Source organism: Pseudomonas sp. HS-18 (genome assembly GCF_020401845.1).
GTDB classification, from domain to species: Bacteria; Pseudomonadota; Gammaproteobacteria; order Pseudomonadales; family Pseudomonadaceae; genus Pseudomonas; species Pseudomonas nitroreducens.
Map to the genome: position 1 here is coordinate 6,411,853 of NZ_CP084413.1, position 20,394 is coordinate 6,432,246.

The window sequence follows — 20,394 nt, forward strand, 5'->3', positions numbered from 1 at the left end:
CTCAGCGCAGCAGCGGACGCAGCAGTTCGCGGGAAATGATGTGGCGCTGGATTTCCGAGGTGCCTTCCCAAATGCGCTCGATGCGCGCGTTGCGCCAGATGCGCTCCACCGGGCCTTCGTCCATCAGGCCCATGCCGCCAAAGATCTGCACGGTCTCGTCGGCAACCTTGCCCAGCACTTCGCTGGCGAACAGCTTGGCCATGCCGGCTTCGCCGTCGGTCATGCTGCCGTGATCCATCTTCCAGGCGGTGTGCAGGGTCATCAGCTCGGCGGCGCGAATCTGCGTGGCCATGTCGGCGAGCTTGAAGGAGATGCCCTGGTAGCTGCCGATGGCCTGACCGAACTGCTTGCGGTCGGCCGACCATTGCAGCGCCAGGTCCAGCGCGCGCTGGGCCTGGCCCACGCAGTTGGCGGCGACCATCACACGGCCGGCGGTGAGCCAGGCGTTGGCCACTTCCCAGCCCTTGTCGACTTCGCCCAGGACCTGGGAGGCCGGCACGCGGCAGTCGTCGAAGAAGATTTCGTAGGTGTGGTAGCCCTTGTTGCTCACGCATTTCGGGCCGCGGCGCACGGTCATGCCGGCGGTGCCCTTGTCGACCAGGAAGGCGGTCACGGCGTTGCGCTTCTTGCCGTTGCGCTCGAAGGTGTCGGTCACCGCGAAGACGATGGCGAAGTCGGCGTGGCCGGCGTGGCTGATGAAGTGCTTGGAACCGTTGATCACGAAGTCCTCGCCGTCACGCACGGCGCGGGTCTTGATCGAGTTGGCGTCGGAGCCGGCGCCCGGCTCGGTGAGGGCGAAGCAGTCGATCTTCTCGCCCTGCACCACCGGCAGCAGGTAGTTCTGGATCTGCTCGCCCTTGCAGGCCATGAGGATCTTCGAGGGGCGCGCGACGAACACGTGCAGGGCCCAGGAGACCTTGGACAGTTCGCGCTCGACCAGCGCCTGGGACAGGTAGTCCAGGCCGCCGCCGCCGACTTCCTCGGGCATGTTGAAAGCGTAGAAGCCGGCCGCCAGGGCCTTGCCGCGAATCTTCGCGGCCAGTTCCGGGGACACCGCGTCGGCGCGGTCCACTTCTTCCTCGTAGGGCAGCAGCTCTTTCTCGACGAAAGCCTTGACCGCCTCGACGAGCATTTCCTGTTCTTGGGTCAGTTGGAAATCCATCACATCACCTGCAGCCGTCAGCGGCCTTTGAATTGGGGGGAGCGTTTCTCGGCCACGGCGCGCAGCGCCTCGGCGGCGTCTTCGCTGCGGCCGCAGAGCAAGCCGGCGGCCTGTTCGGCTTCCAGCTGCTGGGCCAGGGTGCGGCTGGCGCCTTCACGGATCAGGCGCTTGGTGTGGCCGAAGGCGTAGGTCGGGCCAGCGGCCAGGCGTGCGGCGAATTCGCCGACCTGAGCCTGCAATTGATCGTCAGCGACCACTTCGCCGACCAGGCCGGCGTTCAGCGCGCGCTCGGCGTTCCACAGTTCGTCGAGGAACAGCAGGCGCTTGGCCGCTTCGCCGCCGATCAGGCGCGGCAGGTGCCAACTGGCGCCGGCGTCCGGGCAGTAGGCCATGCCGGTGTAGCCGGCCTTGAAGCGGGCGGAGGCGCCGGCGATGCGGAAATCGCAGCACAGGGTCAGGTCCATCCCGGCGCCGACGGCGGTGCCGTTGACGGCGGCGATGGTCGGCTTGTCCAGGCTGTGCAGGCGGCGCATCAGGGCGTGGGCGGTTTCGGTCCAGCCGTAGGTTTCCAGCTCGCCGCGCGCCTCGGCCTCGGCCCATTCGGCGAGGTCGGCGCCGGCGCAGAAGCTGCGGCCTTCACCGCTGAGCACGATGACGCGCACGGCTTCGTCGGCCTCGTAAGCATCGAGCAGGGCCAGCAGGTTCTTGAGCGTGGGGACGTCGAGCGCGTTGCGTTGCTCGGGGCGGTTCAGGGTGATCCAGGCGATACCGTCCTGGACCCGGCTGAGCGGGGATGGCTGAGTCATGCTGCCCTCGTTCTTGTAGTCGTTGGCTGAGGCGGATGAAGCGTTGGAGGCAATACTAAACAAGTGTTCAGCAAGCTCGCAATCCACCCGAATGGGGGGCTTGTAACGTGCCGCCGAACGGCGGGAAGGCCGCGCGACGCGGGGGCTGAGGGGTTTCCACAGGGTTTTCCCCGAGAGCTTGTTACAACTTCGAACAAACGGCCCTGCGGGCCTTCGCGGACAGAGTCCACTCCTGCGCCTCCGGGAGCGGTGGAATCCTTGTAGGAGCGAGCTTGCTCGCGAACAGATTTTCCGGCGGTTCCGGAGTTGGGCGGGTTCGCGAGCAAGCTCGCTCCTACAAAGAGCCAAAGAAAAAGCCCCGCGAGGCGGGGCTTTTCCGATGCAGGAAGACTCAACCGATACCCGGCAGCGCCTCCTCGCTCAGCACCTGGCCACGCTTGCGCCTGAGCAGGTAGTAGGCGAGATAGCACGCGCCCATGAAGCCGAAGCCCCAGTACAGCGACGGGCGCTGGGTCGGGTCCATGGCGAGGAACACGAACAGCGAGCAGCAGATCACGATGCACGCCAGCGGGATCAACGGGAACAGCGGCGCTGCGTATTTCAGGTCGGCCACGGTGCCGCCCTTGGCCATGTGCTCGCGGCGGAAGCGGTACTGGGCGTAGGCGATGACGATCCAGGTGACGGTGCCGGCCATTCCGCTCACCGCCATCAGCACCATGAACAGGGTGTCGGCGGCGACCACGCTGGTGAGCAGCGACAGCAGGGCGAAGCCGAGGCTGATCAGCAACGCGTAGAGCGGCACGCCACGGGCACTGAGCTTGGACAGCTTGCGCGGCGCCATGCCGGTCTTGGACATGGCCCAGAGGATGCGGGTCGACGCGTAGAGGCCGGAGTTACCCACCGAGAGGATCGCGGTGAGGATCACGAAGTTCATCAGGTCGGCGGCGTAGGGAATGCCGACCCTGTCGAACACCTGCACGAAGGGGCTTTCCATCAGCCCGGCCTGCTTCCACGGCACGATGCAGGACAGCACGGCAATCGCCAGCACGTAGAAGATCAGCACGCGGAACACCACGTTGCGCACGGCGCGCGGGATGCTCTTTTCCGGCTGGTCGGTCTCGCCGGCGGCGACGCCCATGATCTCGCAGCCCTGGAAGGCGTAGACCACCGTCATCATCACCGCGAACACGGCGGACAGGCCGTTGGGGAACAGGCCGTCGCCGACCAGGTTGGACAGCCCCGGCGCGGCCTCGCCGCTGTTCAGCGGGATGGCACCGAAGATCACCAGCAGGCCGACCACGATGAAGCCGAGGATGGCCGCAACCTTGATCCCGGAGAACCAGTATTCGGCCTCGCCGAAGGCGCGGGTGGCCAGGGCATTGAGGGAGAACAGCACGACCACGAAGAAGCCCGACCACAGCCAGATCGGCACGTCGGGGAACCAGCGGGTCATCAGCATGCCGGCGGCGGTGAATTCCAGGCCGACGGTGGAGGCCCAGCTCATCCAGTAGACCCAGCCGATCATGAACCCGGTGGCCGGGCCGATGAAGCGCGTGGCGTGGGCCTGGAAGGAGCCGGAGACGGGCATCTGCACCGACAGCTCGCCCAGGCAGACCATCACCAGGTACATCAGCAGGCCCGCAACCAGGTAAGCCAGGATGGCGCCCATCGGGCCGCCCGAGCTGATGGTGACGCCCGAGCCCATGAACAGGCCGGTACCGATCACGCCGCCGAGGGACAGCATGAAGATGTGGCGGCTCTTGAGCGCGCGGGTGAGCTGCATCTTCTCGCCGCTACGGGCGTGATGGGACTCAGACATGGCGCACCTCCGGGAAACGGCGGGCGCGACGGAGCGGAACTCTACGTTGGATCATTATTGTTATCTCCAATCAATCAGAGGCCGTGGCTCGGGCACGGATGCCACCGGATTATTGGAAGGCGATGTAAGACCCGGTTGTTCCTACGGATCGAAGTTGTAGAAAGATGTAAGGATTTTGTGCGGGGCGCGTGGGGCTGGGCTTTCAGCGGGTTTCTTTTGTAAGAGCGCTCCCTGGCTGGCAAGACGCTGGGGCGATCCCCTCACCCTGGCCCTCTCCCAAAGGGAGAGGGGACTGTCCTGCGCAAGCTGCAAAATTGGTGCTCGCCGGCGAATGCCGAACGCGCCAACTACGCCGAACGGCCCCCTCTCCCCCTGGGAGAGGGCTGGGGTGAGGGCCGTCCGCCCGCGCCGAAACTACGTCCGGATGCTCTTAAAAAGCTCAGAAGCAACCACCCTCTCCCGCTCCAGCCGCTCCAGCCAATCACCGAGCAAAGCCCCCGCCAACGCCGCCTCCTCCAGCTCACCCAGGCAATCCCCCAACCCGCGCAACCCCATGGACCGGCAGCTCCCGGCCAGCCGATGTGCCAAGCTCGCAGCCTCGACGGCGTCATCCTGGCGCAGCGCATCCAGCAGCAGCGGCCATTGCTCATCGAGCAGCTTCCACAGGCTGGCGAGCAGCTCGTTCAGTTTGTGCTCGCCCAGCAAACGACGATGGGTCTCCAGGACCTGCCGATCCAGCGGGCCGTTATCCACAGCCTCCGGCAACAGCTCCCAGGTCACGCCGGACAGCGCACGGCGCAGGTCGTCCAGGCGCAGCGGCTTGCCCAGCACACCCTGCATGCCAGCCTCGAAATAGCGCTGGACCATGCCCGGCTGAACGCTGGCGGTGAAGGCGTGGATCGGTGTGGTCGCGTTGAGTCCGCTGGCCTGCGTGCGGATCGCCCGGCACAGGTCGAGGCCGTTCATCCCCGGCAGGTGCATGTCCAGCAGGATCAGATCGAAGCGCCGCGCGGCGGTGAGCGCCAGCGCCGGCGCCGCGTCCTCGGCGAGTTGCACGCGGTGACCGTCGCGCTCCAGCAGGGCCTGGGCGACCTCGCGGTTGAGGGCGACGTCCTCCACCACCAGCACGTCCAGCGCTGGCGCCTGTTCGACGGCCACGCTGGAGCGCGGGACTACGCCCGGCGCCAGCACGATCTCGAACCAGAAGGTGCTGCCCTCGCCTTCCAGGCTTTCCACGCCAATCTCGCCGCCCATGGCTTCCACCAGCCGCTTGCTGATCGCCAGCCCCAGCCCGGTGCCACCGTAGCGCCGCGCTACCTCGTCGCTGGCCTGGGTGAAGCGCTGGAAGATCTTTTCCTGCTGCTCGGCGGAGATGCCGATACCGTCGTCGGTCACGCTGAAGCGCAGACGCTGGCCGGCGTCGCCGGTCTCCAGCACAGCGACCTCCAGCAGCACCTCGCCCTCCTCGGTGAACTTCAGCGCATTGGCCAGCAGGTTACTCAGCACCTGGCGCAGGAACTGCTCGGCGCCCCGGCAACCGTCCTGTACCTGGGGTTCGATACGCAAGCGCAGGCAAGTGCCGTTGTCGTCGGCGCATGGCTCCAGCAGGGTCACCACGTCGTCCAGCAGGCGCCGCAGGGAGAAGTCCACCGGCTCCGGCTGGCTGGCGCCGTCCTCCAGCTTGGCGAAGTGCAGCACCTCGTTGAGGATCGCCAGCAGTCCTTCGCCTGCTGTGGATAACGCTTGAAGCCGGCGCCGGTCCTGCTCCCCCAGGGGCGCGGCGCGCAGCAGTTCGGCCATGCCGAGGATGCCGTTGAGCGGTGTGCGGATCTCGTGGCTCATGGTGGCAAGGAAGCGGCTCTTGGCGCGGTTGGCGGCCTCGGCCTCCTCCTTGGCGCGGCGCAGGCTGGCGGTGCGCCGCTCGACCCGCCGCTGCAATTCGTCACGCTTGCTCTGCAGCGCTTCGCGGTCAGCCTCGCGCCGCCGCAACTCGGCACGCAGGGCCCGGCGCAAACCGTCGAGGGCATCGGCGACGGTGTCGATCTCGTCCTCTTCGCCTGAGCGTTTTTTAGCCAGCGCCAGCTCGGTGCCCAGGTTGCCGCCAGTGAGCCCGCGGACGAATTCGGCCATGGCGCGCAGGTGGCGGGTAACCAGGCTGTGGAACAGCCAGCTCAGTGCCACCGCCAGGCCGCAGAGGAACACGCCCATCCACAACAGGCTGGTCAGCCCGCCGTGCAGCAGGCGCAGGTAGACGGCACCGAGATCGATGCTGACTTCCAGCTCGCCCAGGTCGCGGCGCTCGCCGTCCGGCGGCTGGAAGGCCAGGGCGTAGCGCTCGGTACGGAACGGCCCACGTGTGTCGTCGGCGTCCTGCACCAGGTTGAAGTCGGCGCTGCGCAGGCGCACCTGGGCGATGTCGGGGAAGTCGGCCAGGCCGTGCAACTGCACGTTGAGCTGCTCCTGGTTGAGGTCCCACAGGCTGCGCTCGAAGCTGGCGAGGTAGCCGACGCGGATCAGCTCCAGGCGCGCATCGATGTCACGCATCTCACGACGGTATTCGAAGTACAGTTGTGCGGCGCTGGCCAGCACGGTGAAGCACAGGCTGAACAGCAGCACCCGCAGCAGCAGGCGCCGGGCCAGGCCGCCGGGCAGCTTCAACGCGGCACCCCGTCGCCGGCGAGCATGGCGCGGTAACCGCGCTCGCTCTCGTCCAGCCAGCGGGCGATGCTGCCGTCGACCACGCGCCGTTTCAGCGCGGCGTCGATCTCGTCCATCCGCGCGGCCAGCGGCGAATGGCGCGAGACGGCGATGCGCAGGTAATCCACGGTGAGCGGCCGGGGCAGCGCGGCGATGTCCTGCCCGCCGGCCAGTTGCTCGGCGAACAGGGTGCCGGTGCGCCGCTCATGGGCGATGAAATCGATGCGCTGGCGGATCAGCTTGCCGAAGTTCTGGCGGCTGTCGGAGACCCATTCGACGTTGCCGTGCTCGGCGACGAAACGGTCGAACTCAGGTCCGTAGCTCTCGCCGAAGAGCAGCCCGCCGCGGTAATTCGCCAGATCGCTCAACTGGTCGAAACGCACCGGCTTGCGGCGGTTGTAGAAGATCGCCACTTCCTCGCGCAGCACCGGCACGCGGGAGAACAGCAGGCCGTCGTCGCGCTGCGGGGTCTGGTAGGCGAGCACCACGTCGACGCGGCCTTCGGCGGCGTCCAGCAGGCAGCGCTTCCAGTTGCCCAGCACCACGGTCTTCACCTCGTAGCCCAGTTCGCCAAGCACGCTGCGCACGGTTTGCGGCGCCAGGCCGCGCACTTCGTGGCCGTCGCTCCAGGAGATGGGCGGATAGACGGGGTAGTCGCAATAGCGAATGGGTTGGGCGGCGCCAGCAACACCGTCCGCAGTCGGCAAAGATAGCGCCAGGCACAGCAGGAACAGCCAGCGCATGTCTCAGGCGTCGGCAGGCGTGGCGGTGAACAGGTAGCCGGCGCCGTGGATGGTGATGATCAGCTCCGGCTCGGCCGGGTCGTCGCGCAGCTTGCGGCGCAGGCGGCCGACCAGCACGTCGATGGAGCGGTCGTTGGGCAGCCATTCGCGGTTGCGGATCTGGTCCATCAACTGGTCGCGGCTGAGGGTGTGGCCAGTGTTGCGCAGGAACACGCCGAGCAGCTGGAACTCGCCGTGGGTCAGCGGGGTTTCGCTGCCATCGCGGTCGATCAGGCGGCGGCGGTCCGGGTCCAGGGTCCACTGGGCGAAGCGCTTGTGGTGCTGACGATTGACTGGCGTGCAGGCGGCAGCGGGCTGGCGCGCGTGGCGCACGCGGCGGATCAGGTTCTTGGCGCGGGAGACCAGCTCGCGGGGGTTGAGCGGCTTGATCACGTAGTCATCGGCGCCGCACTCCAGGCCGACGATACGGTCGATGTCGTCGTTGCGGCCGGTGATCAGGATGATGCCGACCTCCGAGCGCACGCGCAGCTCGCGGGTCAGGGTCAGGCCGTCCTTGCCGGGCAAACGGATGTCGAGCATCACCAGGTCGATGGGCTGCCCGCCCTGTTCGGCTTCGGCCAGGCTCGCCTCGGCCTGTTCGGCGGTGCCGGCACAGAGCACGTCATAGCCCTCCTCGCCCAGGTAGGCCTGGAGGAGCTCGCGAACCACCGGATCGTCGTCGACGATCAGTACACGGGAAGTCATCGCAATACCCTGCTGACGCCACCGCTCGTGGCGGGGCAATTCTTGTTATACGTGGAGGTAGAGCTGTAGGAGCTGTCCTGCAGATGGCCGCAGGTTACCGCTCGCTGAACAATCGATCAACAGGCCGCCGGCGACCGGCTGAAACGCTGCCGGCCGCCATGCTGGAGGCCGTCTACCCAGGCCTCGCAGATCTGCACGCCCTGTTCCGGGGTGAAGGTATTGGGGTTCAGCCCGGATTCCAGCCACAAGCCATCGAGCAAGGCGCTGAGGGCAATGGCGGCGAGGTCGGCGTCGAAATCGGACCATGCCTGTTCCTGCGCCAGATCCTTCAGCGCCTGCGCCAGCAAGGTGCGGTACTCACCGTAGGAATGGTCATGCGCCTGGTTGATGGCTTCGGCGGTCTTCACCGCGCCCCAGAACGCGAGCCAGGCATCCAGCAGTTGCGGGTCGAGCAGTTCGGCACAGAACGACGCCCGGAAGAACGCCGACAGCCGAGCGCGTGCATCCGGCGCCGCCTCGGCGATGGCTTCGCGCAGCAACTGCATCACGCGCCCGGTGACGGTCAGGTAGGCCTCGGCCACCAGTTCGTCCTTGCCCGAATAGTGGTGGTTGATCAGCCCCACCGAGACGCCGGCTTCGGCGCAGATCTTGCGAATGGAAGCCCCCTGGAAGCCATGGCGCTTCAGGCACGCGAGGGTGGCCTCGATCAGCAGCGCCTTGCGCTGCTCCGGCTCCAGTCGGGTAAAGCGGACTTCCTCGTTCATGCCTGGCTCCTAAAGTGTCAGGTGGCCAATCTGAACGATTGTTCGATTAGGCGCCAGTACCTACCCGTTCGGGGAATGGTCCGGGTTGTGCCCCTGGTCGAGAGTGGCTTCATCCGCGATATCTCCAATCCATAACAAAATCAAAGGTGGGACTGACATGCAGAAAACGCTCGCAGCAGTGCTCAGCGCGGCGCTGGCGACCTTGCCGGCACTGGGTCACGGGGAGGATGCCGCCGGCGCGAAGACGCTGCGGCTGTACAACTGGACCGACTACATCGGCGAGCACACCGTTGCCGACTTCGAGAAGGAAACCGGGATCAAGGTGGTCTACGACACCTTCGATTCCTACGAGACCGTGCAGGGCAAGTTGCTGCCCGGCCGCTCGGGCTACGACCTGGTGGTGCTCAACGCCGCCCTGGTGCCGCCGCTGCTGAAAGCGGGCGTGTTCCAGCCGCTGGACAAGTCCAAGCTGCCCAGCTGGAACAACCTCGACCCCGACGTGCTCAAGCACCTGGACCACTACGATCCGGGCGTGAAGTACTCGGCGCCCTACACTTGGGGCAGCAACGGCATCACCTACAACATCGACAAGATCAAGCAGCGCATGCCCGATGCGCCCATCGGCTCGCTGGCAATGCTGTTCGATCCGAAGATCGTGTCGAAATTCGCCGATTGCGGGGTGACCATCATCGATTCCCCCACCGACGTGATCCCGCTGGCCCTGGCCTACCTCAAGCGCGACCCCAACAGCGCGCTGCCCGAGGATCTGAAGGCCGCCCAGGACCTGCTGCAATCGATCCGCCCGTATATCCGCAAGTTCGACTCCACCAGCTACCTCAACGGCCTGGCCAACGGCGACCAGTGCATGGCGATGACCTGGTCCGGCGACTACGCCACCGCCCAGGCCCGCGCCGACGAAGCCGGCGCCAAGGTCAAGCTGGGCTACTTCGTGCCCAAGGAAGGCTCGCTGATCTGGTTCGACGACTTCTACATCCCGGCCGACGCGCCGCACGTGGAAAACGCCCACAAGTTCATCGAGTACATGCTGCAGCCCAAGGTCGCTGCCGGTGTCGCCGACTACATCCGCTACGCCTCCAGCAACGCCGCCGCTACCCCGCTGCTGGCCGCCGAAGTGCGCAACGACCCGGCGATCTACCCCGACGCCGAGACCCGCGCCCGCCTGTTCACCCAGAAAGTGCAGACCCCCAAGGCCACCCGCCTGATCACCCGTACCTGGAACGCGGTGAAGACCGGGACCTGATAGCGCAAGACCACAGCCCCCTCTCCCCAGCCCTCTCCCTGAAGGGAGAGGGGGCAGCCCGCAGCCACGTTCAAGGAAGTCGTCTTCCTGTGATGTCGCTGACTGCGTGCCCGCAATGACCGTCGTAGTCACCGAGTACTCCGAACGGTCCCCTCTCCCTTCAGGGGGAGGGTCAGGGAGAGGGCAAGGACTCGCACGACGAACCGTAATTTCGAGGTACAGACAATGACCACCACCACCCCAGCCTTCTTCGCCCAGTTCAACGACGAGCAGCTGGTCGCCGCCGACAAAGCCCACTACATGCACGGCTACCACGTGTTCGACGATCACCGGGTCAACGGTGCGCTGAACATCGCCGCCGGCGAGGGCGCGTACATCTACGACACCAAGGGCAATCGCTACCTGGATGCCGTGGGCGGCATGTGGTGCACCAACATCGGCCTGGGCCGCGCGGAAATGGCCGACGCCATCGCCGAGCAGGTGCGCCAGCTGGCCTACTCCAACCCCTTCTGCGACATGGCCAACGTCACCGCCATCCAGCTCTGCGAAAAACTCGCGCAGCTCGCCCCTGGCGACCTGGACCACGTGTTCCTCACCACCGGCGGCTCCACCGCCGTGGACACCGCCTACCGGCTGATCCAGTACTACCAGAACTGCCGCGGCAAGCATGACAAGAAGCACATCATCAGCCGCGTCAACGCTTACCACGGCTCGACCTTCCTCACCATGTCGCTGGGCGGCAAGGTCGCCGACCACCCCGCCGAGTTCGACTTCCTCAAGGACGTCATCCACCACATTTCCTGCCCCAACCCCTACCGCGCGCCGGAAGGGATGACCGAAGGGGACTTCCTCGAATTCCTGGTGAAGGAATTCGAAGACAAGATCCTGGAACTGGGTGAAGACAAGGTCGCCGCCTTCTTCGCCGAGCCGATCATGGGCTCGGGCGGCGTGATCATCCCGCCCAAGGGCTACCACCAGCGCATGTGGCAGGTATGCCAGAAGTACGACGTGCTCTACGTCGCTGACGAAGTGGTGACCTCCTTCGGCCGCCTGGGCGCCTTCTTCGCCTCCGAGGACGTGTTCGGCATGCAGCCGGATATCATCACCACCGCCAAGGGCCTGACCTCCGGCTACCTGCCGCTGGGCGCGTGCATCTTCTCCGAGCGCATCTGGAAGGTGATCGGCGAGGCCGACAAGGGCCGCTGCTTCGCCCACGGCTTCACCTACAGCGGGCACCCGGTGAGCTGTGTCTCGGCGCTGAAGAACATCGAGATCATCGAGCGTGAGAATCTGCTGGAGCACGTGAAGGACGTCGGCGGCTACCTGGAGCAGCGTCTGCAGGAACTGGCCGACCTGCCGCTGGTGGGCAGCGTGCGTTGCCAGAAGCTGATGGCCTGCGTCGAGTTCGTCGCCGACAAGCGCAGCAAGGTGCTCTTCCCCGAGGAGCTGAACATCGGCGAGAAGATCCACCTGCGCGCCCAGGCCAAGGGCCTGCTGGTGCGGCCCATCGTGCATCTGAACGTGATGTCGCCGCCGCTGACCATCACCCGCGCGCAGGTCGACGAGATCGTCGACACCCTGCGCGAATCGATCCTGGAGGCCGCCGCTGACCTCCAGCGCAGCGGTGATTACGCGGGGCACTGATGATCGATCCGAGGATTTTGCCTACACCCCGGCAGCCCTTTATGCTGCCGGGCATGAGCGAATCTCAGGCACTGAGCGAAACGTCCGATGCACTGGCCCTGCATGCCTGGCATGCGGGGCTGGCGCGCGTCATGGCCAGTGTCGGCGAGGTCGTCTTCGTCGAACGCCTGGCCGACGCCCTGGGCTGCCTGGTACCACTGGAGTCGGTGATGCTCGGCCTGGAACAGCGTGGCCAGCCGCCGCAACCGCTATACCAGCGCGGCATCGACCCGGAGCACCACGAGGCGCTGATCGATCGCTACTACGCCCGCGGCTACCTGCTCGACCCCTTCTGCCTGGCCATGGAAGACGGCCTCACCGAAGGCTTCTACCCACTGGCCGATATCGCCCCGGACGATTTCTTCGCCAGCGAGTACTACAAGACCTACTACCTCAAGTTCGGCTGCACCGAGGACTGCCACTTCATCATCGACCTGGGCGAGTCGCGCAAGGTCTCGCTGTGCCTGTACCAGGGCAGGAGCGGCGCGCGCTTCAGCGAAACCCAGCTGGACCTGCTGGCTACCGTCCTGCCGCTGGTGCGCGAACTGATCCGCCAGTTCGAGCGCAACGGCGGGCTGGACCTGCTGCTGGCCGGGCGCGGTGTGAGTGTCAGCGACCCGGACGAGCAGGCGCCGCTGAACCGGCATATCCGCGCCGCCTTCATGAACTTCGGCGCCGACCGGCTGACCGAGCGCGAACGGGAAATCGCCCACCTGCTACTGCGCGGCCACTCGGTGAAATCCAGCGCGCGGGTGCTGGATATCTCACCGGAAACCGTGCGCATGCACCGCAAGCACCTCTACACCAAGCTGGAGATCAACTCCCAGGCGGAACTGTTCTCGCTGTTCATCGACTGGCTGACCGGCGGCGCCACCGCGGCCTGACGCCACTTCGGCGCTGGCCCAAACCTGTAGGAGCGAGGAGGGCGCCTAGCCCTTGCTCGCGAACGCCTAGGCCGCACCCACCCGGTTGGCGAGCACGCTCGCTCCTACAAAAAAGCGCTTCTCGCATTACCCGCCGATGCGGCATCCCGCCCGGAAATCTGCCAACCTATGGCCATTCCCGCTGTCTGACCCGTGCCCCACCACCAGGAGAGCTTCCCGATGCCCCGCCGCTGGCTTCCCGCCTTGCTGTTGGCCGCCGCCCTGCCGCTGCACGCCGCCGAATCCAAACCCACCTATGGCCCGGAACTGGAGCGTTTCAACTACGCCTACCCGGTCGGCCATTACAGCTTCGCGTCCCAGGGCCACCACATGCACATGGCCTATATCGACGTGAAGCCGAAGAAACAGCCCAACGGCCGCACCGTGGTGCTGCTGCACGGCAAGAATTTCTGCGCCGGTACCTGGGAAACCACCCTCGCCGCGCTGAGCGACGCCGGCTACCGCGTGGTGGCGCCGGACCAGATCGGCTTCTGCAAATCCACCAAGCCCGAGCGCTACCAGTACAGCTTCCAGCAGCTGGCGACCAACACCCACGCGCTGCTGGAGCACCTGAAAATCGGCAAGATCACCCTGCTGGGCCACTCCACCGGCGGCATGCTCGCCGCCCGCTACGCGCTGATGTACCCGCAGCAGGTGGAGCAGCTGGCCATGGTCAACCCCATCGGCCTGGAAGACTGGAAAGCCCTGGGCGTGCCCTACCGCACGCCGGACCAGTGGTACGAGCGCGAGTTGAAGACCAGCGCCGACAGCATCCGCCAGTACGAGCAGGCGACCTACTACGCCGGCCAGTGGAAGCCGGAGTACGACAAGTGGGTGAACATGCTCGCCGGCCTGTTCAACGGCGCCGGCCACGAGCGCGTGGCATGGAACTCGGCGCTGCTCTACGACATGATCTTCACCCAGCCGGTGGTCTACGAATTCGGCCAGCTGAGGATGCCGACCCTGCTGCTGATCGGCACCAAGGACAACACCGCCATCGGCAAGGACATCGCTCCGGCCGAGCTCAAGCCGAAGCTGGGCAACTACGCCGAACTGGGCAAGGCGACCGCCAAGGCGATCCCCAACGCCACCCTGGTGGAGTTCGACGACATGGGCCACGCGCCGCAGATCCAGGACCCGAAGCGCTTCCACGAGGCGCTGCTCAAGGGGTTGGCGGACCTGAAGCACTGATGCTTCTTCCGTGGTCTGTGCCGGCGTGGGGCTATCGCGAACAGAGTCCGCTCCCACGTTCCCCTGAAGCTCCGGTACGGGGAGAGCCCCTCACCCCAACCCTCTCCCAAAGGGAGAGGGAGCCGTTCGGTGTACTGGATCGGTAACGAAGATAGCCGGAAAGCTCCAAGCTTCCCGAGCGCAGAGGACAGTCCCCTCTCCCCCTGGGAGAGAGGGTTAGGGTGAGGGCCTGCCGAGGCACAGGGCACAAGTTGTAGGAGCGAGCTTGCTCGCGAACCGCGCAGCGCCAGCGCCGCCGGTAAATCCGTTCGCGAGCAAGGACTGGGCGTCCCCCTCGCTCCTACAGGCGAATACCGTCGACAGCGCCAACAAAAACGCCGGCTCCCCTCGCAGGGAGCCGGCGTTTTCATTCAGCTGAAAGAATCAGCCCAGGTTCTTGCCCAGCAACGCGTGGTAAAGCTCGCTATCGCCGAGCACGCCGACCACGCGGCTCTGCTCCTGCAGTACCAGCTTGTGGCCGGTCTGGTAGCGAATCTGCAGCGCGTCGCGCATGCGGATGTTGACGTCCACCAGGGTCGGCTCGTGCTTGAGCTTCTCCACCGGGTCGCCCGGGCGCCATTGCTGCAGGTCGATGATGTTGCTGCCCTGGCGCGCGGTCTTGATCTGGTTGGTCTCGGTCAGGCCCAGCCAGCAGTCGCGGCCCTGGTCGAAGCACACCTCGTCGGCCTGGCGGCGGCACTGGTCCAGGCCACGCATCAGGCTCGAACCACAGAGCACGTTGAGCGGATTGGTGTGGGCGACGAAGGTACGCACGTAGTCGTCCGCGGGGCTGAGCACGATTTCCTCGGGCTTGCCGTGCTGGATGATGCGGCCGTCCTTCATGATCGCGATGCGCGTACCGATCTTCAGCGCCTCGTCCAGGTCATGGCTGACGAAGACGATGGTCTTGTGCAACTGCCGTTGCAGCACCAGCAGTTCGTCCTGCAATTGCTGGCGGATCAGCGGGTCCAGCGCGGAGAAGGGTTCGTCCATCAGCAGGATGTCGCCATCCATGGCCAACGCACGGGCCAGGCCGACGCGCTGCTGCATGCCGCCGGAGAGCGAGTCCGGGCGCTTGTCGCGCCACTGCGACAGGCCGACCAGCTCCAGCTTCTCGTCGATCACCTTCTTCCGCTCGCTGGCCGGGCGGCCCTGCATCTCCAGGCCGAAGCCGATGTTCTCGGCCACGGTCAGCCAGGGCATCAGCGCGAACTTCTGGAACACCATGGCGATGCGCTTGGTGCGCATGGTCTTGAGCGTCGCCGGCGAGCAGTTGGCGATATCCACCTGCTGGCCCTCGTGCTCGATCAGCAGCTTGCCGCGGCTGACCCGGTTGAGGCCGTTGATGCAGCGCAGCAGGCTGGACTTGCCCGAGCCCGAGAGCCCCATCATCACGCAGATCTCGCCGCGATTGACGTCCAGGCAGGCATCCTCCACGCCCAGTACCTGGCCGGTGCGCTTGAGGATTTCCTCGCGGCCCAGGCCCTGGTCCAGCAGCTTGAGCGCTTCCTTGGTGTGGGTGCCGAAAATCACATCCACATGTTCGAATCGAATCGCCGACATAGTGCTTACCTCCCCCGCAGCGAACGTTGCTTGCACACCCGGTCGAGCAGGATGGCGAGCAGGACGATGGCCAGACCGGCCTCGAAGCCGAGGGAAATGTCCGCGGTGTTGAGCGCATTGACCACCGGCTTGCCGAGGCCATCAGCACCCACCAGCGCGGCGATAACCACCATCGACAGCGACAACATGATGCATTGGGTGATCCCCGCGCCGATGCTCGGCATGGCGTGCGGCAGCTCGATGCGCGTCAGCAGTTGCCAGCGCGAGCAGCCGAAGGCCTTGCCGGCGTCCATCAGTTCCGCCGGCACGTCCTGGATGCCCAGGCAGGTCAGGCGGATGGGCGCGGCGATGGCGAAGATCACCGTGGAGATCAGGCCCGGAACCACACCCAGGCCGAACAGGGTCAGGGTGGGGATCAGGTAGACGAAGGTGGGTACCGTCTGCATCAGGTCCAGCAGTGGCCTGAGCCCGGTGTAGAACCAGGGCTTGTGCGCCGCCAGGATGCCCAGCGGCACCCCGATGGCGATACACACCACCGTGGCGAAGATCACCTGCGCCAGGGTCTCCATGGTCTCCTGCCAGTATCCCAGGTTGAGGATCAGCAGCAGCGAGGCCAGGGCGAATACCGCAAGGCCCCAGCTGCGCTGGATGTAGAACACCAGGAAGACCATCAGCGCGATCAGCGCCAGCGGGTTGAACCAGAGCAGGCTGTTGGTGACGCCGTGGATGAGGAACTCGAGGGTGTCGGAAATCTTGTCGAACACCGACGCGCCATGTTGCGTGAGCCAGTCGACGAAGGCGGCGATATGCTCACCCAGCGGTAGCTTGTGGTCAGTCAGAAACATAATGCGGGCCCATCAGAAGCTTAGGGAATCGGCCAACGGCAATTACTTCGGCTCTTAGTTCGAGAATGCCACCTTGGCTGCCGCCAAGGCTGGTTTGCCGTCACGGGTGGTCACGCCGGCGAGCCAGGCGTCGAGCAGTTCCGGATGGTCCTTCAACCAGGCTTTGGCCGCCTCTTCGGGCTTCTTGCCCCCGTTGAGGACGGCGTCCATGAGTTTGTTCTCCATGTCCAGGGTAAAGGTCAGGTTGGTCAGCAGCTTGCCGACATTCGGACACTCCTGGGCGTAGCCCTTGCGCACGTTGGTGTAGATGGTCGCGCCGCCGTAGTTGGGGCCGAACACGTCATCGCCACCTTCGAGGTACTTCATCTTGAAGCGGGTGTTCATCGGGTGCGGTTCCCAGCCCAGGAACACGATCCACTGGTTGCGGCGGTCGGCGCGTCCGACCTGCGAAAGCATGCCGGCCTCGCTGGACTCCACCAGCTTGAACTTGCCCAGGCCGAACTGGTTCTTGTCGAGCATGCCCTGAACCAGGCGGTTGCCGTCGTTGCCCGGCTCGATGCCGTAGATCTTGTTGTCGAGCTTGTCGGCGAACTTGGCGATGTCGGCGAAGGACTTCAGGCCGCCGTCATAGGCCGCCTGGGTGACAGCCAGGGTGTACTTGGCGCCCTCGAGGTTGGCCTTCACCGTCTCCACCGACCCGTTGTCGGCGTAGGGCTTGATGTCGTTGGCCATGCTCGGCATCCAGTTGCCGAGGAAGACGTCCAGGTCCTTGTTCGCCAGCGACTTGTAGGTCACCGGGACGGAAAGCATGGTCACCTTGGTCTTGTAGCCAAGGGACTCCAGCACCTGTCGGGTAGTGGCGGTGGTCACGGTGATGTCGGTCCAGCCGACGTCGGAGAAACGTACCGTGCCGCACGAGTCAGGTTCAGCGGCCTGAACCGCCAGCGGCGCGCAAATGGACACAGCCAGCAGCAAAGACTTGAAACCATTCATGAGCGTACTCCTCTGCGGGGTGGGCGCCGGCGCTGCCCACGGTGGGGCGCGGCGGTCTGAATTATGGTTGGGGCCTGGGGCGGGCCCTTTTGTTGTCATTTCGTAAACGATCATGGAGCAGGAAAATTTCGTCGCATACCGGGTGGGTCGCATCCAGTGCAGGCGAAGTCGTATTCAGCACCAGCCATGTCGCATCCAGTGGAAAGGCCCGGTTCCAGCGACTTCCAGAAGCTCGGATCAATCCATGGCGGCGGTTTTCTGGCCCCCTGGCGCCGCACCCGATGAGCCGGGAGCGACACCCTGCAGCCAGCCATCGAGCACCTGCGGATTGGCTTTCAACCAACTCTTGGCGGCCTGGCGGGGATTGCGTCGCTCGTTGAGCACCGCATCCATCAACTGGTTCTCCATCGCCAGATCGAACTTCAGGTTCTTCAGCAGCCGCGCGACATTGGGGCACTCCTGAAGATAGCCTGCTCTGACGTTGGTGAAGACCGTTGCGCCGCCAAAGTTGGGACCGAAGTAGGAATCCCCTCCCTCCAGATAGTTCATTTGGATGCGGGTATTCATCGGGTGCGGCTCCCAGCCCAGGAACACGATGGGCTGTTTCAAGGCCCCGGCTCGCTTGACGTAGGCCAGCATGTCGGCCTCGCTGGATTCCACCAGCTTGAAGTCGCCCAGGCCGAAGGCCTTTTCCTTGATCATCTTCTGGATCAGCTGGTTGCCATCGTTGCCCGGCTCGATACCGTAGATGCGCCCACCCAGCTGCTCCCTGAATTTTGCGATATCGGCAAAAGTCTTCAGCCCGGCCTCGTACGCGTAGCGCGGCACCGCCAGGGTGTACTTGGCGCCTTCGAGGTTGGCGCCGACGGTTTCCACCTGGCCCTTGTCGGCGAAGGGCTTGATGTCGTTCGCCATGCTCGGCATCCAGTTGCCGAGGAACACGTCGATCTTCTTCTCCGCCATCGCCTTGTAGGTGTCCGGCACGGACAGCCGCACCACCTGGGTACGGTAACCCTGGTGGCTGAGCACCAGTCGCGTCACCGCGGTGGTCACGGTGATATCGGTCCAGCCCACGTCGGCGAAACGCACCACGGAGCAGGATTCGGGTTCGGCGGCGCGCACAGCGCCCGGTAGTACCACGGATAACGCCAACAGCGACGACACAAGACTCTTCATGAGGCCAGCCTCTGACTGCGGAGAAGGGGGGTGGACACGGGCGAACGCGGCCGTTCGTCGGTGGCGGATCATGGAACAGCGCGACCGTCCACGCCTATCGACCGGTCGTGGTTCGCGGCGATCGCGTCGTAAAGAGGCAAGCTTTCGTCGGCCCCGGAACAGGCGGCCCCATGCCCTGCTCCGGCAAGGTGTACAGGCGGCGTTATTGGATACGGCCGCGTCGTCGATGGACGTCGCCGGTGCCGGACTTGGGTCGATCATGACCGGGCATCGCGGGCACAGGGACGTGCCTATCCCACTCTCTTACGGATGCGCAGCTCGCTCGGAGTCCGGCATGGCAATCAGTGTGTTCGACCTGTTCAAGATCGGTATCGGCCCTTCCAGCTCGCACACGGTCGGCCCCATGCGCGCTGCCGCGCTGTTCGTCGGCGCCCTGCGCGAGCGGCAGATGCTCGAACGCACCACGCGCGTGGAAGTGCGCCTCTATGGCTCGCTGTCCGCCACTGGCGTCGGCCACGGCACCGACCGCGCGGTGATCATGGGCCTGATGGGCGAATGGCCGGACCGCATCGACCCGCGCCAGATCGAACCGCGCATGGCCACGCTGCGCGAGTCCGGCGAATTGCTGCTGGCCGGCAGTCGCGCGATCCCCTTCGACTGGATCCGCGACATGCGCCTGCTCGAAGAGAACCTGCCCTACCACCCCAACGCCATGCGCCTGACCGCCATCGAAGGCGACCAGGTGCTGCACAGCGACACCTACTACTCCATCGGTGGCGGCTTCGTGGTCGACGAGGAACAGGCCGCCTCCGGCAGCCTCGACACCGACAGCACCGTGCTGCCCTACGACTTCGCCAGCGCCGCCGAACTGCTCGTGCTCTGCCGCCGCCACAACCTGCGCGTGTCCGAGCTGATGATGGCCAACGAGCGCATGTGGCGCAGCGAAACCGACATCCGCGAAGGCCTCAAGGTCATCTGGCAGGCCATGCGCGACTGTGTGAACAACGGCTTGAGCCAGGAAGGCATCCTCCCCGGTGGCCTCAACGTGCAGCGGCGTGCCGCACGCCTGCACCGCAACCTGCAGGAAATCGGCAAACCCAACGTCATCGGCTCGACGCTCTCGGCCATGGAATGGGTCAACCTCTTCGCCCTCGCCGTGAACGAGGAAAACGCCGCCGGCGGGCGCATGGTCACCGCGCCCACCAACGGCGCGGCCGGCATCATCCCGGCGGTGCTGCACTACTACATGCGCTTCAACCCCGATGCCAGCGACGACGACGTCACCAACTACTTCCTGGCCGCTGCGGCCGTCGGCATTCTGTGCAAGAAGAACGCCTCCATCTCCGGTGCCGAGGTCGGTTGCCAGGGCGAAGTCGGTTCCGCCTGCGCCATGGCCGCCGCAGGCCTCGCCGAAGTGCTCGGCGCCAGCCCCGAGCAAGTCGAGAACGCCGCCGAGATAGGCCTGGAACACAACCTCGGCCTGACCTGCGACCCGGTCGGCGGCCTCGTCCAGGTGCCCTGCATCGAGCGCAACGCCATCGCCGCGGTGAAGGCCATCAACGCCGCGCAAATGGCCCTGCGCGGGGACGGCCAGCACTTCATCAGCCTCGACCAGGTGATCCGCACCATGCGCAACACCGGCGCCGACATGCACGACAAGTACAAGGAAACCTCGCGCGGCGGATTGGCCGTCAGCATCATCGAGTGCTGACCCGCAATCGACCACGCCAGGCCTGGCGCGCCCCCTGATGGCGCAAGCGGTACGCCCGTCCCGACGGCACCAGGGGCGTTACCGTTCCGGGCACAGCACCGCCGGTCGCGTGACCGGTGAGTGCTACCAAAAACCCCAGCCCAAGATCCATGCGTATTTGCGACCTTCGAGGCGTCGCAATCCGGGCCTGCAAAAGCGGCATTCCCATGCCGTTTTCTTTTTTAATTGAACGCCCATTCAACCTAGGCACGGCATTTGCCTTGCTAATAGGTAG

General features: G+C 65.5%; 16 protein-coding genes. 5 read left to right on the forward strand and 11 right to left on the reverse strand.

Annotated features, from left to right (window positions below; genetic code table 11):
• Position 1: 1 nt before the first annotated feature.
• The 7 genes from LDJ84_RS29750 to LDJ84_RS29780 form a co-directional block, all read right to left on the reverse strand.
• A complete protein-coding gene (locus LDJ84_RS29750; RefSeq protein ID WP_038803444.1) occupies positions 2 to 1,162 on the reverse strand; it encodes an acyl-CoA dehydrogenase family protein in 1,161 nt (386 codons plus the stop codon).
• A gap of 17 nt (positions 1,163 to 1,179) precedes the next feature.
• A complete protein-coding gene (locus tag LDJ84_RS29755) occupies positions 1,180 to 1,968 on the reverse strand; it encodes an enoyl-CoA hydratase/isomerase family protein (protein WP_065083765.1) in 789 nt (262 codons plus the stop codon).
• A 391-nt stretch (positions 1,969 to 2,359) separates the two neighbouring features.
• Positions 2,360 to 3,787: an amino acid permease gene (locus LDJ84_RS29760; RefSeq protein WP_226045680.1), complete on the reverse strand. Its 1,428-nt coding sequence runs from the start codon at positions 3,785 to 3,787 to the stop codon at positions 2,360 to 2,362.
• 414 nt (positions 3,788 to 4,201) lie between these two features.
• Positions 4,202 to 6,445, reverse strand: a complete 2,244-nt coding sequence (locus LDJ84_RS29765) for a hybrid sensor histidine kinase/response regulator (RefSeq protein ID WP_065083766.1) — start codon at positions 6,443 to 6,445, stop codon at positions 4,202 to 4,204.
• A complete protein-coding gene (locus LDJ84_RS29770) occupies positions 6,442 to 7,227 on the reverse strand; it encodes a substrate-binding periplasmic protein (RefSeq protein WP_226045681.1) in 786 nt (261 codons plus the stop codon). The genes LDJ84_RS29765 and LDJ84_RS29770 overlap by 4 nt, the downstream gene beginning before the upstream one ends.
• Before the next feature lie 3 nt (positions 7,228 to 7,230).
• Positions 7,231 to 7,977: a response regulator gene (locus LDJ84_RS29775; protein ID WP_089285798.1), complete on the reverse strand. Its 747-nt coding sequence runs from the start codon at positions 7,975 to 7,977 to the stop codon at positions 7,231 to 7,233.
• Between the two features lie 110 nt (positions 7,978 to 8,087).
• Complete coding sequence (locus LDJ84_RS29780; RefSeq protein WP_037013083.1) at positions 8,088 to 8,735, reverse strand: TetR family transcriptional regulator C-terminal domain-containing protein; 648 nt, start codon at positions 8,733 to 8,735, stop codon at positions 8,088 to 8,090.
• Between the two features lie 157 nt (positions 8,736 to 8,892).
• Here LDJ84_RS29780 and LDJ84_RS29785 point away from each other — a divergent pair, with 157 nt between their 5' ends.
• The 4 genes from LDJ84_RS29785 (at position 8,893) to LDJ84_RS29800 (ending at position 13,793) form a co-directional block, all read left to right on the forward strand.
• Complete coding sequence (locus tag LDJ84_RS29785; RefSeq protein ID WP_024766703.1) at positions 8,893 to 9,996, forward strand: polyamine ABC transporter substrate-binding protein; 1,104 nt, start codon at positions 8,893 to 8,895, stop codon at positions 9,994 to 9,996.
• 225 nt (positions 9,997 to 10,221) lie between these two features.
• Complete coding sequence (locus LDJ84_RS29790) at positions 10,222 to 11,640, forward strand: aminotransferase (protein ID WP_193452920.1); 1,419 nt, start codon at positions 10,222 to 10,224, stop codon at positions 11,638 to 11,640.
• Between the two features lie 53 nt (positions 11,641 to 11,693).
• Positions 11,694 to 12,563 (forward strand): helix-turn-helix transcriptional regulator, encoded by an 870-nt coding sequence (locus LDJ84_RS29795; RefSeq protein WP_024766701.1) that lies wholly within the window; start codon positions 11,694 to 11,696, stop codon positions 12,561 to 12,563.
• Between the two features lie 219 nt (positions 12,564 to 12,782).
• On the forward strand, positions 12,783 to 13,793 hold the full coding sequence (locus LDJ84_RS29800) for an alpha/beta fold hydrolase (RefSeq protein ID WP_226045682.1): 1,011 nt from the start codon (positions 12,783 to 12,785) through the stop codon (positions 13,791 to 13,793).
• Positions 13,794 to 14,216: 423 nt separating this feature from the next.
• On the opposite strand, the gene choV is transcribed toward LDJ84_RS29800, so the two are convergent.
• The 4 genes from choV to LDJ84_RS29820 all read right to left on the reverse strand — a co-directional run bounded on the left by choV (position 14,217) and on the right by LDJ84_RS29820 (position 18,409).
• Positions 14,217 to 15,395 carry a choline ABC transporter ATP-binding protein gene (gene choV / locus LDJ84_RS29805; RefSeq protein ID WP_024766699.1) on the reverse strand — a complete coding sequence of 393 codons (1,179 nt, stop codon included), beginning with the start codon at positions 15,393 to 15,395 and terminating at the stop codon, positions 14,217 to 14,219.
• 5 nt (positions 15,396 to 15,400) lie between these two features.
• Positions 15,401 to 16,240: a choline ABC transporter permease subunit gene (gene choW, locus LDJ84_RS29810; RefSeq protein WP_038803445.1), complete on the reverse strand. Its 840-nt coding sequence runs from the start codon at positions 16,238 to 16,240 to the stop codon at positions 15,401 to 15,403.
• A gap of 54 nt (positions 16,241 to 16,294) precedes the next feature.
• The gene (locus LDJ84_RS29815; RefSeq protein ID WP_037010356.1) at positions 16,295 to 17,233 is read right to left on the reverse strand and encodes a choline ABC transporter substrate-binding protein; all 939 of its coding nucleotides are present in this window, start codon (positions 17,231 to 17,233) and stop codon (positions 16,295 to 16,297) included.
• Between the two features lie 237 nt (positions 17,234 to 17,470).
• Positions 17,471 to 18,409, reverse strand: a complete 939-nt coding sequence (locus tag LDJ84_RS29820) for a choline ABC transporter substrate-binding protein (protein WP_024766697.1) — start codon at positions 18,407 to 18,409, stop codon at positions 17,471 to 17,473.
• A gap of 334 nt (positions 18,410 to 18,743) precedes the next feature.
• Here LDJ84_RS29820 and LDJ84_RS29825 point away from each other — a divergent pair, with 334 nt between their 5' ends.
• A complete protein-coding gene (locus tag LDJ84_RS29825) occupies positions 18,744 to 20,120 on the forward strand; it encodes an L-serine ammonia-lyase (RefSeq protein ID WP_024766696.1) in 1,377 nt (458 codons plus the stop codon).
• Positions 20,121 to 20,394 lie beyond the last annotated feature (274 nt).

Excerpts from the sequence above, each read along its gene's own strand:
- LDJ84_RS29800 (WP_226045682.1), top strand. The coding sequence starts at position 12,783 with ATGCCCCGCCGCTGGCTTCCCGCCTTGCTGTTGGCCGCCGCCCTGCCG.
- LDJ84_RS29750 (WP_038803444.1), bottom strand. The coding sequence starts at position 1,162 with ATGGATTTCCAACTGACCCAAGAACAGGAAATGCTCGTCGAGGCGGTC.
- choV (WP_024766699.1), bottom strand. The coding sequence starts at position 15,395 with ATGTCGGCGATTCGATTCGAACATGTGGATGTGATTTTCGGCACCCAC.
- LDJ84_RS29790 (WP_193452920.1), top strand. The coding sequence starts at position 10,222 with ATGACCACCACCACCCCAGCCTTCTTCGCCCAGTTCAACGACGAGCAG.
- LDJ84_RS29815 (WP_037010356.1), bottom strand. The coding sequence starts at position 17,233 with ATGAATGGTTTCAAGTCTTTGCTGCTGGCTGTGTCCATTTGCGCGCCG.
- LDJ84_RS29795 (WP_024766701.1), top strand. The coding sequence starts at position 11,694 with ATGAGCGAATCTCAGGCACTGAGCGAAACGTCCGATGCACTGGCCCTG.
- LDJ84_RS29820 (WP_024766697.1), bottom strand. The coding sequence starts at position 18,409 with ATGAAGAGTCTTGTGTCGTCGCTGTTGGCGTTATCCGTGGTACTACCG.
- LDJ84_RS29825 (WP_024766696.1), top strand. The coding sequence starts at position 18,744 with ATGGCAATCAGTGTGTTCGACCTGTTCAAGATCGGTATCGGCCCTTCC.
- LDJ84_RS29755 (WP_065083765.1), bottom strand. The coding sequence starts at position 1,968 with ATGACTCAGCCATCCCCGCTCAGCCGGGTCCAGGACGGTATCGCCTGG.
- LDJ84_RS29785 (WP_024766703.1), top strand. The coding sequence starts at position 8,893 with ATGCAGAAAACGCTCGCAGCAGTGCTCAGCGCGGCGCTGGCGACCTTG.
- LDJ84_RS29770 (WP_226045681.1), bottom strand. The coding sequence starts at position 7,227 with ATGCGCTGGCTGTTCCTGCTGTGCCTGGCGCTATCTTTGCCGACTGCG.
- LDJ84_RS29780 (WP_037013083.1), bottom strand. The coding sequence starts at position 8,735 with ATGAACGAGGAAGTCCGCTTTACCCGACTGGAGCCGGAGCAGCGCAAG.
- LDJ84_RS29760 (WP_226045680.1), bottom strand. The coding sequence starts at position 3,787 with ATGTCTGAGTCCCATCACGCCCGTAGCGGCGAGAAGATGCAGCTCACC.
- choW (WP_038803445.1), bottom strand. The coding sequence starts at position 16,240 with ATGTTTCTGACTGACCACAAGCTACCGCTGGGTGAGCATATCGCCGCC.